Raw genomic sequence first — 12362 nt, forward strand, 5'->3', positions numbered from 1 at the left:
CGCTTCGATAGTAAAGAGAGTTGAATTGAGTGAGCCTTGTGTTGCGACTTCAATGGATTCGGACTCCCATCTGCCTGTAGTGGAAGTTGTTCTGGAGACATTCGACATTCCCTATCAACAAGATTTGCAACTGCGTAAAGGGAAGTAAGACTAGCGTTAAAATGAAGTACTCACCGCTTTCCGTAAAACAGGCTGCCCGCGCCCTGGCAGCGGGTGGTGTTATTGCCCATCCCACTGAATCTGTATGGGGCTTGGCTTGCGACCCCAATAACCTGCTGGCTGTCAGGCGCTTGCTACAACTCAAGCATCGCCCACTTGAGAAGGGTTTGATCCTGGTCTCCGGTGACAGAAGACATTTTGATCCGCTCCTTAGAAACCTTAGTGATCAGCAAGAGGAACAGCTGGATTGCAGCTGGCCGGGACCGGTGACATGGCTCGTACCCCATCGGGGCTTAATTCCTGCCTGGGTCTGTGGGGTACATAAATCTGTGGCCCTGCGCTGCACCGATCACCCGTTTACTGCTGCGTTAACACGCGCCTTTGGCGGTGCTATCGTATCCACTTCAGCAAACCCGGCCGGGTCTCAGCCCGCCCGTAATAAGTACCAGGTACTACGCTATTTCGGCCGCGATCTCGACTTTGTCGGTGGCGGCTCAACCGGTGGCCGCAGCGCCCCCAGTGAAATACGCGATCTGCAAAGTGGCCGCGTACTGAGGGCGGGTGCTTAATTTCAAAACAGTGACGTAGTTTTCGCCTATGAGTGATATCGATACCAAGGAAGTAAAGGCCTATCTCCTCGGCCTACAAGACCGCATTTGTGATGCCCTGAGTGAACAAGACGGCCAACCATTTCGCGAAGATAATTGGGAAAGGCCCGGTGGCGGTGGTGGTCGAACCCGGGTACTGGAAGAGGGCAACCTGATTGAAAAGGGGGGCGTGAACTTTTCCCATGTCTATGGGGATGGACTTCCTCCGTCAGCCACAGCTAATCGCCCCGAACTGGCCGGTTGCTCTTTTGAGGCGATGGGCGTCTCCCTCGTAATTCATCCGCGCAATCCCTACGTGCCCACTAGCCATGCAAACGTGCGTCTATTTGTGGCTAAAAAGCCCGGAGCTGAGCCTATTTGGTGGTTTGGTGGTGGCTATGACCTTACCCCGTATTACGGCTATCACGAGGATGTCGTACATTGGCACCAAACAGCCAAGCAGGCCTGTGAGCCTTTTGGCAGTGAGGTCTATCCCCGCTTTAAGCAGTGGTGTGATAAATACTTTTACCTGAAGCATCGGGATGAAGCGCGGGGAGTTGGCGGACTCTTTTTTGATGATTTTAACGAAGGTGGCTACGACAACGCTTTTGCGCTTATGCGCGCTGTTGGCGATAGTTATCTAGAGGCCTACTTGCCAATCGTGCAGAAGCGCAAAGAGGCTCCTTACGGTGAGCGCGAGCGTGAATTTCAGCTCTATCGTCGCGGGCGCTACGTGGAATTCAATTTGGTATTTGATCGTGGCACCCTGTTTGGCTTGCAAAGTGGCGGGCGAACTGAGTCCATACTGATGTCCCTGCCTTCGTTGGTGAGCTGGAAATACGACTGGCAACCGGAGCCGGCCTCTGAGGAAGAAAAACTCTACACCGATTTTCTGCCGCACAGAGACTGGGTATAGGCAGCCAATTTGTCACAATGGAGATTTGCTGTGCACCCATCGCGATTGGAAGGCATTAATTCCCTGTTTCTCGATTACAGGCGGCATTTTGAAACGGGAGATGTGGAACAGATAGCTGATTTTTATCGCTTCCCTCTGCATTACTATCGGGAGGATGGCGTAAAGCTCGCTGTGGCGAGGGATGAGTTTATCCAGCAAGTGGTTAAATTACTCAACGCTTACCGCCGGCTGGGAGTCTGTCAGATTCTTGGCACTGTCACCGAGGTGATAGAGTTAAACGAATACAGCACCCTTGCGAGCTTGCGTTGGACCCTGCTTCATTCACTGGGGGAGGAAAAGGCGGTAGAGCTGTATAGTTCCCACACCCGCTATTTGGTTGCTGAAGCTGCCGACGGCCTCAAAATAGATGGCCTGATAATTGTCGATGAAAGTGCCAAAATTCGAGAGGCGGTCAGAGCGCGTAAGAGGGCGGGGTCATGAGTGACCGCTACGCAGTAGTGGGCAATCCCATAAAACACTCTCTCTCACCGGAGATACACAGCGCTTTTGCGGCACAAACGGGAGAGGGTGTTGAGTACAGTAAGCAGCTTGCTCCCCTGGATGGCTTTAGCGGCTTCGTACGGGCTTTCTTTGCTGGGGGTGGTTGTGGCCTCAATGTGACGGTGCCCTTTAAACTACAGGCCTTCGAACTGGCAGATACCCTGACTGAACGGGGAGCTTCCGCTGGCGCAGTTAACACTCTGGCTCTAGCGAAAAACGGGAAGATTCTCGGCGATAACACCGACGGGGCTGGCTTGGTATTTGATATTAACAGCAACTTGGGTTGGGAAATCAGGGATAGAAAAGTTCTCTTGCTTGGTGCCGGTGGTGCTGCTCGGGGAGCACTGCTTCCAATTCTGGCAAAGCAACCCGCGCATTTGCATATTGCCAACCGCACCGCAGAAAAGGCGGTGCAGCTTGCGGCAGAATTTTCCCAGTTGGGAGAGTTGAGCGGTGGTGGCCTGGAGGAGTTGAGAGGCTGCTACGACCTGATTATCAATGCGAGTTCTGCAAGCCTAGGCGGTGTGCTACCTCCATTGCCTGAAGGTTGCGTTGCGAGTCATGGCAAAGCATACGACATGATGTATGGAGCTAAGCCAACGCCTTTTACACAATGGGCCCGTGGGCAGGGGGCAGAGACTGCTGACGGTCTAGGCATGTTGGTAGAGCAGGCCGCTGAATCATTTTTGCTGTGGCGGAATATTCGTCCAGAAACAGCGCCAGTCATGGCTAAGCTGCGCCGGGACCTCAACCAGACAACCGATAATTAAAAGAGAGAAAGCGTTGTGCGTGATATTGTGCGAAACCTGTCGATTTGTTTTGCTGTGGGGTGTTTCGGTGGGCTTTGCTATGCCGTGGGGCTATGGGCGATGGGGCGGTATGGTTTCACCCAGTTTCTAGGGGTAGATTTGGCGCCATCCCTGAGCAATGCCTACCTGTACCAGCGCGTAGTTTGGGGTGGAGTTTTCGGGTTGCTGCTTTTGTTGCCTTTGCGCAACGCCTGGTTAATACGGGGCTTCCTCTTATCCCTGGTGCCGGCAGGGTTGATGCTGTTGTATCTTCTGCCGCAGAGAGGTTATGACTACGGTGCTCTGGTACTGGGACAAATGACGCCCCTGGTTATAGTTCTAGCTTGTGCCATTGGCGGCATAGGTGCATCGGCACTGCTGCGGCTACAGGGTAAATAGTGAGGAGGCCTTGGTTGCCAAGGCCTACCACATCACTGTTTAAATTCGATCTCAACCAGGCTGCAGCTTTGGGTATATCCCATAGCCCGCTTGATTGTGGGGAAGACTGACGCGGTAGCGACGCTGACCCCCAGCTCGATTCTCTGTCGGTTATCCAGTTGTGCACCTATCCGTTCATTGAGAACAGGATCGATCGTTTTGTAGCTGGCCACGGCTGTTGCAAAATCAAAAATGTCCTGCAAGTTCTCAGGCAGGCCGCTGCCGCCTTGGATACAAGCTTTCACCAAGTGGGGTTCAACACCAGCCTCTAAGGCCATACGCACATTCAGTTGCAGGCACATGCCGCAATCAGCTACTTGCATTGCCGCTATCTTACTCACCCAAAAAACATCAATAGGTAAAAACTCCCTGTGCATGGATAGGGGCTGAAAATTTCTAAATTTTTCAAAGCCTTCAGGAGAGCCCTGAAGAAACTCGCGCAAGTAGTCCATGTCATAGCGGTATTTTTGGGAGAAGGCCTCCATTTCCTGGAGATATTGCTGTTTGGACATAGTTTGGCTCCTAATCAAGTCGGATTGAGTCACAGACCATCGGCCTACAACGCCAAGTCTTATGTAAAAGCCTGATAGGTAAAAATTAGTTTCTATCGGATATTTCGATAGGTGGGCTGTAAAAGTTACCGTAGAGTCGCCGGGCCTCTCGGGCAAACCATTGCGCAGCTAAGCCTTGTGGCGTCTGCTTGGACCAGAGCAGATCCACACCGAGGCTCCAGGTATTGAGAGAACCGGTTAAGTTGAGCTCAACCAACCTGCCGCTTTTTAAAAAGGGGCGGGCCAGTTCGTAGGGCGCATTGACCCACCCAACCCCCTTACATGCCAGATCCAGGGCCTGTAGCAGAGAATCACTTCGCCAAGTCTGTGCAGAGAGCTGCCAACGGTACCTTTGGGATTCTGGTGCTGTGGTGATCTGTCGGTGCTGGGCCGCTTCATTCAATGAGGATTGTTTTTTCTGGGCAAGGGGATGTTCCGGGCAGGCCAGGCTAAGTACCCGCTGTTGTCCCAGGTTACTGGTATCCAGCGAGCTGGGATAGGAATCCCTGGAGGTGACAAAGGCAAAATCGGCTTCACCCTGTGTCACCTGCTGGACCGCTTCCTTCCCAGTAACACTGCCGAGCTGAAGCTCAGTATGCGGGAAGCGCTCGCTGAAAGTTACCAGCATATCGTTTAGTCGATCCGGCATTACCAGCTCTTCAAATAATATATTGAGCTGGGGCTCTTCTCCCCGCTGGAAGGAATTTGCCGCCTGTTGGAAGCGCTGCAACTGCCCCAACGATTGACGTGCTAATGGCAGTAATGCCAAAGCGGCGTCGGTGGGTTGGGGATATTTCCCTTCGCGGTTAAAGAGAGTCAGCCCCAGGTCGAGTTCAAGATTTTGAATCAAGCTGCTTACAGAAGACTGAGCCCGGCCCACTTCGCGAGCAACCGCCGAAAAAGATCCGACTTCACAGGAGCGCACAAAAATATGCAGCTGGTCCATATTCAGGTTAAGCATAGCGGGGAGCCGGCTGTCACTATGGTTGCTGTTTAAGGAGATACTGATCTTTCAGTTTCACGTAGTTTTCAGCGGAATACTTAAAGAAAGCCTTTTCTTTGTCAGACAGGGGGCGCGCCTTTTTGCAGGGGGCGCCTACATAGAGATACCCACTCTCCAGGGTTTTACCGGGCGGAACCAGTGCCCCGGCTGCCAGTACGACATCGTCCTCAATAATGGCTCCGTCGAGAACAATAGATCCGATACCAATTAAGATCCGGTTGCCGATGGTACAACCGTGCAGGCAGGCTTTATGACCGATAGTGACATCTTCGCCAATAGTCAGCGGCCAACCGTCGGCGTTGAATGGTCCCGCATGGGTGATATGGAGAACAGCCCCATCCTGTACACTGGTTCGCGCGCCGATTCGGATCTTATGCATATCACCGCGCACAACGGCCATGGGCCATACGGAGCAATCATCCCCCAGGGTAACGTCACCAATGACTGCGGATTGCGGATCGATATATACGCTGTCGCCAAGTTCTGGAAACTTCTCGCCGTGGGAATCATCGTGGCTGCGCAGTGGGGACATAAATAAGCTCCTGTACAATGAATCCTCTATCATAGCTTTATCCTAATTCGAGCACAGAGTCTTATATGTCCAATCCACTGTTGAATATCCCGCTGCTGCCGCCTTTTGATAATCTCGAGCCCGAGCAGGTGGAACCCGCCATCGCCGAACTGATTAAAGAGTGTGAGCAAACCCTTCAACAGGGATTGGAGACCCCCAGCTGGGATAATACGCTGGTGCCTCTGGAACAGGCGGAAGACCAGCTAAATCGAGCCTTCTCCCCAGTCAGTCACCTGAACAGCGTTCTAAGTGGCCCCTGGCGGGCGCCCTATGAGGCCGCCTTAGCCAAAGTGACGGCTTACTGGACAAAGCAGGGGCAAAATCGCGAACTTTACGACCTGTACCTCCAATTAATGCAGTCGCCCGAATTTGCAAACTGGCCACAGGCACGCAAGAAGTCTTTGGAGCTGGGAGTCAGAGACTTTGAACTCGGTGGTGTAGGCCTTGAAGGAGAGGCCCGTGAAAAGTTTGCCGTTAACAGTCAGCGTTTGGCGGAGTTATCCAGCCAATTTGCCAACAATGTCCTCGATGCAACCAATGCCTGGACCTGGCATACGAATGATGAAGCTCAGCTTCAGGGGCTTCCTCAAACTGCTCTCGCCGCTGCACGGAATGCAGCTGAGGCAGAAGGCCTGGATGGGTGGCTGATTACCTTAGAGGGGCCCAGCTTTCTCGCTGTTATGACCCATGCTGAAAATAGATCTCTGCGTCGGGATGTCCATTTGGCTTTTGTTAGTCGCGCATCCGAAGTTGGTCCCCAGGCAGGTGAATACGATAACTCCGAAGTGATGGAGGCAATTCTCGCATTGCGCGCTGAACAGGCCAGTTTACTGGGAATGAACAGCTATGCGGAGTTGTCATTGGCCAGCAAAATGGCTCCAAATACAGAGCGGGTTTTGGAATTTCTACAGGATCTGGCAGAACGAGCCAGGCCAGCTGCCCAACGAGAAATGGCTGAGCTGAAAGCGTTTGCTGCAGACCAACTCAGTATTGAAGAGTTGCAACCATGGGATGTGGCCTGGGCCGCAGAAAAGCTCAAACAGCAGCGATACGCCATCAGCCAAGAGGAATTGAGGCCCTATTTCCCTTACGCCAAAGTCGTTGACGGCCTCTTTACTGTGGTGGATAAATTATTCGGAATCACAGTTGAAGAAGATACCAGCGTTGCTACTTGGCATGCCGACGTGCAGTTCTTTTGGCTGCTGAGAGATGGCGAAAAGATAGCTGGTTTCTATTTGGATGCGTTCGCACGTGAGAAAAAGCGTGGCGGGGCCTGGATGGATACAGTAAGTAGTCGTCGCCACACACTCAACGGACTCCAGTTGCCTATAGCTTATCTGGTGTGTAATTTCAGTCCGGCTGCAGGTGATATCCCCTCACTTTTAACCCACACGGAAGTAACCACTTTATTCCATGAATTCGGCCATGGCCTCCACCATATGCTGACACAGATTGATGTGGCAGCAGTTTCTGGTATTAATGGTGTCGCTTGGGATGCGGTGGAAATGCCCAGCCAATTTCTGGAAAATTGGTGTTGGCAACCCCAGGCCATTTCCATAATTTCTGCACATTTCGAAACTGGAGAGGCCCTTCCCGAAGCTTTACTGAATAAAATGCTGGCAGCGAAAAATTTCCAGTCTGCCATGTTTACAGTACGCCAGTTGGAGTTTGCACTTTTTGATTTTCGCCTCCATGCCAGCGAAGAGGCATTGACCGCCGATAAAGTTCAGGTTTTACTGGATCAGGTACGAGCAGAGGTTGCTGTTGTGCCTATCGCCGCAGAAAACCGCTTCCAAAATGCTTTTAGCCATATTTTTGCTGGTGGTTATGCCGCAGGATATTACAGCTATAAATGGGCAGAAGTGCTTTCGGCAGATGCTTTTTCTCTATTTGAGGAAGATGGTATCTTTAATAGAGAGACGGGAAATAAATTTCTGCACAGTATTTTGGAACAGGGTGGTAGCCGTGATGCGTTGGAGCTGTTTGTTCAATTCCGTGGACGAGAGCCGCAAATTGATGCCCTATTGCGTCACTCTGGTATCGAGCAGCAAGAGCTGAATATCAGTCCTGTGTAACGGATAAGTCAGTCATGAAATATTGAGTAGTAGTCATGATGAAGAAAGAAGATTCGGCTGAGTCTGGTAAGATCGTTAAAAAACGCTTTATTGCAGGGGCTGTGTGCCCCCGCTGTAGCGAAATGGATAAAATTATTAACTATCACAAGGATGGAAAAAATTATAGGGAATGTGTTGCCTGTGGGTTTAAGGATGAAATTCGATTGCAGTCAGCGCCAACAGAACTGTCTACTCGTGTTACCCAAGATACAGAGAAAGATATTCACGAGAAACCGGTGAAACTTATCCAACCCACAAGTAGCCGTAAAAAGTGAAAAAAATATTTTTTATACTGGTGGTTTTTATTGCGGTTGCGATCATAGGTCTCTATGGCCTTGATCGCCATCGAAAAAACACAGAACGGCAGAGAGAGCAAGTTGCCTATTTACTAACGAGCTGTGTGAATCAGGGGATACTTACGTTATTTCGTTTACAAGCTAATGACTGGAAGACCCATCCAGATTATTACATTGAAGAGGAAAATAGACTGGGAGCTGCGGTAAAAGCCCTACCCGATCAAATCCTTAAAGGGGAGTCTTTTGAAAAGTGGAGACATGCAATAAAGATTTGTGACAAGCTCACAAGGAATAGTAATTTGCAACATGTCACTATTTTTCGCCCTCTGGGCGATTTCTCCGAAAAGGAGCTCTCCAATATATATACTTTGAAAGATCGCGGTGCTCTGCGGAAGCGGGAAAAGACCATTCACGCACTGTATGAATCAGCAGAAGCTGCTGCTCGCTATATGAAAGACCTAAAGCGTGATATCAACACGCAATTAAATGCCTTTCGTTTTTCAGATGAAGAGCGCGAATTAACTCTTCAAAGAATCAGTTCTCAGGTTTTAGATAATTACCAACAAGGTAACTTTTCCAAAAAGCAGGCAGATACCTATCTGGAAAGAGTGTCCCTTTTTTATAGAACTATGGCCGAGAATCCAAAGTCCTACAGTGTCCGAAACGGCAGCCTATATTTTTATAGCCAAGAATTAAAGCAGAAGGTTGAAGACTTATATAATGCTGTTATCCAGGGAGAAGGAGCGTTTTATGGAAATTTTAAGCAAATTCTAGTGCAAAAACAGGTGCAGTCTTCAAGCTATTAAAAATATGAGCGGGCTTTATTATTTGTTTCTGAGCCCGCTCAGTATTTACCATCCTGAGATTATATTTTTAAATGTGTTTATAGTATCGTAAGAGATTTACTATTTTTATAGGCAGTAACCTTGACTTAGATAGTTAATTTCCCAATCGCAAAATATGTCATATTTTTTTACATTAAAAAATAACTCTAAATACCCTGCTGCGCTTTACTGTAATTTACGTAGCCAGGAGTTGGTTGCAGTGTAGTATTGAAAATATACTATGAGCCCTAAAGATCGTGCTCCAATCCACAAAAATAAGCTGAACCATATGCCTGTATTCCCCCAATCCCTTGTAAACCACCAGGCGGGAAAGAAAACCAGTAATGAGGCTATAAACATAGTATTACGCATATCGCGACTTTTCCCTGCACCGATAAAAATACCATCTAGCTGATAGCTCCAAACCGCTAATAAAGGTAGTGCACAGAGCCACCAATATACCTGTTCCGCTTGGAGAATCACTGGTTTGATATCTGTAAATAAGGATAGAATGAAGGGTTTCCCTGAAACTAGAACCAGCGTAATCAGGACAGCGCTTCCCAGGGCCCACAAACCTGCACTGCGAACGGTATTTCTGAATAGAGCCGTTGATCTCTTTGCCATAGATTCCCCAACCAAGGCCTCGGTAGCATGAGCAAAACCATCCAGGGCATAGGAAGTCATCATTAATAACTGTATAAGAATAGCATTTGCAGCAAGTACATTATCACCTTGGGCTGCCCCTTGTGCAGTAAAAAAAGTGAGTGTTAGCAAGAGCAAACAGGTTCTTATAAATAAGTCTGTATTTATCTTTAAAAGATTGATCCACGGGGATGAATCGATCCAGGGGAGAAGTTTCTTCTGCCCAATTTCTTTGCGTATATAGGACCAGATATCAACATGAACCCTGGAAAGAAGATATAGACCCAGTAGAAATGCAAAAATATCAGCGAGTACCGTTGCCGCTGCTGCACCTTTTGCCCCTAGGCCCAGGCCAAGAATAAATAGGAAATCGAGGGCTATGTTCAGTAGATTGGCAGCGAAAAGTATATATAGAGGCGCACGGCTATCTTGTCGACCAATAAAAAAACCCAGAATGGCAAAGTTTGCCAGAGCCAGGGGGGCAGATAACAGACGTATTTGTAGGTAGGCCAGTGCGTGGGGTTGTGCTTCCTGACTGGCATTCATCCACTCAACGATATAGTAGATTAAAGGAGAGGCAACAATAAACAGAGTGATTCCCAGCCCCATGGCTAATACTAGTGCACGTACTAACCATTGAATCCCAAGATCTGTACTCCGAGCCACCAGTCCGGTAGTACCCATGCGCAGAAACCCAAATGCCCATAAAAGCATCGACATTACGCTAGCCCCGATAGCTACACCGGATAGGTACTCTGCAGATGGGAGGTGACCAAGAATTGCGGTATCTACTATCCCGAGTAAGGGTACTGAAATATTACTCAGTATCATTGGCCAAGCCAGATTCCAGACGCGAGACATGGGTTGGGATTCAAGTTTTGTAGAAGAAGGCATAAGTCATAACAACTAACGGATAGATTGGCTTCTAGCCGAAATCAGAAAAAGAAAAGCTGTGCAGGCGGATTCTACCAATGGAAACAGTACAGAGCTGATAAGACCCTTTTCCTAAATTGGACTCCCAATACTGCTATTTGCAATTCATTTCGTAACGCTTACAAAATCGAAACGAAATATTTGGCGGAAAAATCATTTCGATTGAGTGTAGATGGTACAGGATTCTGTATTGATCTGCCTGATAATCCTCAAGCTTATTGAAACTAATCTGTCTTTGTTGTGTGAAGCAGTCAGAATTTAGTATTAGAGATTAAAAATCGTTGTCAACCTGTGTAAAAGTAATCAGGGGCACTTGAACCCGAGGATTTATACTTCTCTTGGCAGCATTATTAATGCTTGATTAGTTGTCATCTTTCACCAAATAAATTGCCATGTCTCTATTTGGAGCGACTTTTTTTCTACTTGTGGAAAAGTATCCTATCAAAGTGGTTAAATTTATTTGTTAATCACCGAATTTTTTCACAAAGCGGCAACGTTATTCAAAAATGATCCCAATTGACTTTTTCTTGTCGATGTGTTCCTTTTGTACCTGCAGTAGTTGCGACAAATAAAGAAACTGGTTGTTGGTTGTACCTTTCCGGACGACGACATCTGGAGTAAAAAATCTTTTACTAAGAATAACAAGTTGCACTGACGGCAGTAACGCGAGGTGGTCTCCTCGCCCAGTGTATGTAGTCTTGTGTTACTACAGTATGTCCACAAATTTTGTGTGGAATTAATCCTGTTAGGCAGTTGATACAGGTAAAATTCGCTTATCCGTGAAGGCCAGTGGCCAAAATAAAAATTACGGGTTTCCCTGAGAGACCCGCAACCACGGAGATCTGTAGGCGATGTTGAAAGGCTTTGATCGGCTGTTCGCCTTGCTGGCTACTTCGCTATCTGCACAAGCGGTGTTAGCGAATGAGCAGGACGTTGAGCGCTGGGGGGTTAATATGCCCCAGGGGGTGACAGAAGTTGCCCAGACCACCTACGAGCTACACATGCTGATCTTTTGGATTTGTGTGGCTATAGGGGCATTGGTGTTCAGCATCATGTTCTACAGCATGTGGCGTCACCGCAAAAGTAAGGGATACCAAGCAGCCCAATTTCATGAGAGCACGGTTGTGGAGTTGGTGTGGACTATTATTCCGACCGTCATCCTGATTCTGATGGCGATTCCGGCCACCAAAACGCTCTATGATATTTACGATACTGAGGAAGAAGATCTCAATATCGTAATCACCGGTTACCAATGGAAGTGGAAATATGAATATCGGGGCACTGATGTTTCATTCTTTTCCAGCTTGTCCACTCCCAAAGCTCAAATTGATAACCTCCAGCCTAAGGGTGCTAACTACCTCCTAGAAGTCGATGAGCCGCTGGTTGTTCCTATCAAGAAAAAAATCCGCTTCCTGATTACTGCCAATGATGTGATACATGCGTGGTGGGTCCCAGATCTAGCCGTTAAAAAAGATGCTATCCCCGGTTTTATCAATGATGCCTGGACGCGTATTGAGGAGCCGGGAATATATCGCGGACAGTGTGCTGAATTGTGCGGAAAAGACCATGGATTTATGCCTATTGTTGTGAAAGCAGTACCACAGGCTGAATACGATGCCTGGTTGAGTTCTCGTGCAGCAGAAGCCATTAAAATGCGTGAACTTACAGCGAAGACATTTACCTTCGAAGAGCTTTTTGCTCAGGGTGAAAAAGTCTATACACGCACATGTGCCGCCTGCCATCAGCCGAACGGGCAGGGAGTACCCGGAGTATTCCCGGCAATTGCTGGCTCAAAAATTGCTACCGGTCCCCTCAATGGCCACTTAGATATCGTTATCGATGGTTCTACGGTAAACCCCGCAATGCAGGCTTTTGGTGAGCAGCTATCAGAAGTGGATCTGGCTGCGGTAATTACTTACCAGCGAAACGCTTTCGGCAATGAGATGGGCGATACCGTCCAACCCGTAGATATCCTCAACTTTAAGAATAAGCAGTAAGCG

At 48.6% G+C, this 12362-nt stretch carries 14 protein-coding genes; 10 read left to right on the forward strand and 4 right to left on the reverse strand.

Annotated features, from left to right (window positions below; translation table 11 throughout):
- Positions 1–25 precede the first annotated feature (25 nt).
- Genes ACJJIY_RS05445 through ACJJIY_RS05470 form a run of 6 tightly spaced genes read left to right on the forward strand, consistent with a single transcriptional unit; the run spans position 26 to position 3389 of the window.
- A complete protein-coding gene (locus ACJJIY_RS05445; protein ID WP_444895577.1) occupies positions 26–148 on the forward strand; it encodes a hypothetical protein in 123 nt (40 codons plus the stop codon).
- Between the two features lie 13 nt (positions 149–161).
- Positions 162–728 (forward strand): L-threonylcarbamoyladenylate synthase, encoded by a 567-nt coding sequence (locus ACJJIY_RS05450; RefSeq protein WP_413663899.1) that lies wholly within the window; start codon positions 162–164, stop codon positions 726–728.
- A 28-nt stretch (positions 729–756) separates the two neighbouring features.
- Positions 757–1662 carry an oxygen-dependent coproporphyrinogen oxidase gene (gene hemF, locus ACJJIY_RS05455; RefSeq protein ID WP_445359231.1) on the forward strand — a complete coding sequence of 302 codons (906 nt, stop codon included), beginning with the start codon at positions 757–759 and terminating at the stop codon, positions 1660–1662.
- 30 nt (positions 1663–1692) lie between these two features.
- On the forward strand, positions 1693–2142 hold the full coding sequence (locus tag ACJJIY_RS05460) for a DUF6841 family protein (RefSeq protein ID WP_444892452.1): 450 nt from the start codon (positions 1693–1695) through the stop codon (positions 2140–2142).
- Positions 2139–2972, forward strand: coding sequence for a shikimate dehydrogenase (aroE, locus tag ACJJIY_RS05465; RefSeq protein ID WP_444892453.1), 834 nt, complete (start codon positions 2139–2141; stop codon positions 2970–2972). Before ACJJIY_RS05460 ends, aroE begins: the two co-directional genes overlap by 4 nt.
- Positions 2973–2987: 15 nt before the next feature.
- Positions 2988–3389 carry a hypothetical protein gene (locus ACJJIY_RS05470; RefSeq protein ID WP_444895575.1) on the forward strand — a complete coding sequence of 134 codons (402 nt, stop codon included), beginning with the start codon at positions 2988–2990 and terminating at the stop codon, positions 3387–3389.
- 32 nt (positions 3390–3421) lie between these two features.
- Here ACJJIY_RS05470 and ACJJIY_RS05475 read toward each other — a convergent pair whose 3' ends face one another.
- The 3 genes from ACJJIY_RS05475 to ACJJIY_RS05485 all read right to left on the reverse strand — a co-directional run bounded on the left by ACJJIY_RS05475 (position 3422) and on the right by ACJJIY_RS05485 (position 5514).
- Positions 3422–3940, reverse strand: coding sequence for a carboxymuconolactone decarboxylase family protein (locus ACJJIY_RS05475; protein ID WP_413663903.1), 519 nt, complete (start codon positions 3938–3940; stop codon positions 3422–3424).
- Between the two features lie 85 nt (positions 3941–4025).
- The gene (locus ACJJIY_RS05480; protein WP_444892454.1) at positions 4026–4940 is read right to left on the reverse strand and encodes a LysR family transcriptional regulator; all 915 of its coding nucleotides are present in this window, start codon (positions 4938–4940) and stop codon (positions 4026–4028) included.
- Positions 4941–4959: 19 nt separating this feature from the next.
- A complete protein-coding gene (locus ACJJIY_RS05485; RefSeq protein ID WP_444892455.1) occupies positions 4960–5514 on the reverse strand; it encodes a gamma carbonic anhydrase family protein in 555 nt (184 codons plus the stop codon).
- A gap of 65 nt (positions 5515–5579) precedes the next feature.
- Between ACJJIY_RS05485 and ACJJIY_RS05490 the strand changes: the two genes are divergently transcribed.
- Genes ACJJIY_RS05490 through ACJJIY_RS05500 form a run of 3 tightly spaced genes read left to right on the forward strand, consistent with a single transcriptional unit; the run spans position 5580 to position 8769 of the window.
- Positions 5580–7628 carry a M3 family metallopeptidase gene (locus tag ACJJIY_RS05490; RefSeq protein WP_445359232.1) on the forward strand — a complete coding sequence of 683 codons (2049 nt, stop codon included), beginning with the start codon at positions 5580–5582 and terminating at the stop codon, positions 7626–7628.
- A 35-nt stretch (positions 7629–7663) separates the two neighbouring features.
- Entirely contained in the window at positions 7664–7942 is a 279-nt protein-coding gene (locus ACJJIY_RS05495; RefSeq protein ID WP_413663907.1) for a YheV family putative zinc ribbon protein, read from the forward strand.
- Positions 7939–8769, forward strand: coding sequence for a hypothetical protein (locus ACJJIY_RS05500; protein WP_444895573.1), 831 nt, complete (start codon positions 7939–7941; stop codon positions 8767–8769). The genes ACJJIY_RS05495 and ACJJIY_RS05500 overlap by 4 nt, the downstream gene beginning before the upstream one ends.
- Positions 8770–8973: 204 nt before the next feature.
- Here ACJJIY_RS05500 and ACJJIY_RS05505 read toward each other — a convergent pair whose 3' ends face one another.
- Positions 8974–10260 (reverse strand): MATE family efflux transporter, encoded by a 1287-nt coding sequence (locus tag ACJJIY_RS05505; RefSeq protein ID WP_445359233.1) that lies wholly within the window; start codon positions 10258–10260, stop codon positions 8974–8976.
- A 953-nt stretch (positions 10261–11213) separates the two neighbouring features.
- On the opposite strand from ACJJIY_RS05505, the gene coxB reads away from it, so the two are divergent.
- A complete protein-coding gene (gene coxB / locus ACJJIY_RS05510) occupies positions 11214–12359 on the forward strand; it encodes a cytochrome c oxidase subunit II (protein WP_413663910.1) in 1146 nt (381 codons plus the stop codon).
- Positions 12360–12362: the final 3 nt, after the last annotated feature.

It is taken from the genome of Microbulbifer maximicatervae (SeqCode) (assembly GCF_052468155.1).